Consider the following 1,577-nt stretch of genomic DNA (forward strand, 5'->3'; position numbering starts at 1 on the left):
TCACTCACGGATTCACTTACGCTTGTCGATTCGGAATCTGATGCTGATGCAGAGTCGCTTGCCATGGACTCGGATTCACTCGCACTTGTGGATGCGGAACCAGATTCAGAGTCGCTTACTGAGTCAGAATCGCTTACACTTGTCGATTCTGAGTCAGATACTGATGTCGAATCACTTGCCATAGACTCGGATTCGCTTGCACTTGCGGAATCTGATACGGATTCAGAGTCGCTTACTGAGTCAGATTCACTTACGCTTGTTGATTCAGAGTCGGATGCAGATTCACTTGCCATAGACTCGGATTCGCTTGCACTTGCGGAATCCGATATAGATTCAGAGTCGCTTGCTGAGTCAGAATCGCTTACACTTGTCGATTCAGAATCTGATGCGGAGTCACTTGCCATAGACTCGGATTCACTTGCACTTGCGGATTCCGATACGGATTCAGAATCACTTGCTGAGTCGGATTCACTTACACTTGTCGATTCTGAGTCGGATGCAGATTCACTTGCCATGGACTCGGATTCACTTGCACTTTCTGAATCTGATACGGATTCAGAGTCACTTGCTGAGTCGGAATCACTTACACTTGTCGATTCTGAGTCTGATGCCGATGCAGAGTCGCTTGCCATAGACTCGGATTCACTCGCACTTGTGGATGCTGAATCGGATTCAGATTCACTCACAGAGTCAGATTCACTTACACTTGTCGATTCTGAGTCTGATGCGGATGCGGAGTCGCTCGCCATAGACTCGGATTCACTTGCACTTGTGGATGCTGAATCGGATTCAGAGTCACTTGCTGAATCAGATTCACTTGCGCTTGTCGATTCAGAGTCGGATGCAGAATCACTTGCCAATGATTCAGATTCACTCACACTTGCAGAGTCTGATACGGATTCAGAGTCACTTGCTGAGTCGGAGTCACTTACACTTGTCGACTCTGAGTCTGATGCCGAGTCACTTGCCATAGACTCGGATTCACTTGCACTTGCGGAATCCGATACGGATTCAGAGTCACTTGCTGAGTCGGAGTCACTTACACTTGTCGACTCTGAGTCTGATGCGGAATCACTTGCCATAGACTCGGATTCACTTGCACTTGCGGAATCCGATACGGATTCAGAGTCACTTACCGAGTCGGAATCACTTACACTTGTCGATTCAGAATCTGATGCAGAGTCGCTTACTGAGTCAGATTCACTTACACTTGTCGATTCAGAATCTGATGCAGAGTCGCTTGCCATAGACTCGGATTCGCTTGCACTTGCGGAATCCGACACGGATTCAGAGTCGCTTGCCATAGACTCTGATTCACTTGCACTTGCGGAATCCGATGCGGAATCAGAGTCACTTACTGAGTCAGAATCGCTTACTGAGTCAGAGTCACTCACACTTGTCGATTCAGAGTCGGATGCCGAATCACTTGCCATGGACTCAGATTCGCTTGAACTTGCGGAATCTGATACGGATTCAGAGTCGCTTACTGAGTCAGAATCGCTTACACTTGTTGATTCAGAATCTGATGCCGAATCACTTGCCATAGACTCGGATTCGCTTGCACTTGCAGAATCCGA

General features: G+C 47.9%; 1 protein-coding gene. It reads right to left on the minus strand.

What is annotated here, in order from left to right:
* Window positions 1-1,577: hypothetical protein (locus R8923_RS14195; protein ID WP_485873416.1), on the minus strand; the 1,577-nt coding region annotated here is incomplete at both ends.

This window comes from Listeria tempestatis (assembly GCF_963575625.1).
GTDB classification, from domain to species: Bacteria; Bacillota; Bacilli; order Lactobacillales; family Listeriaceae; genus Listeria; species Listeria tempestatis.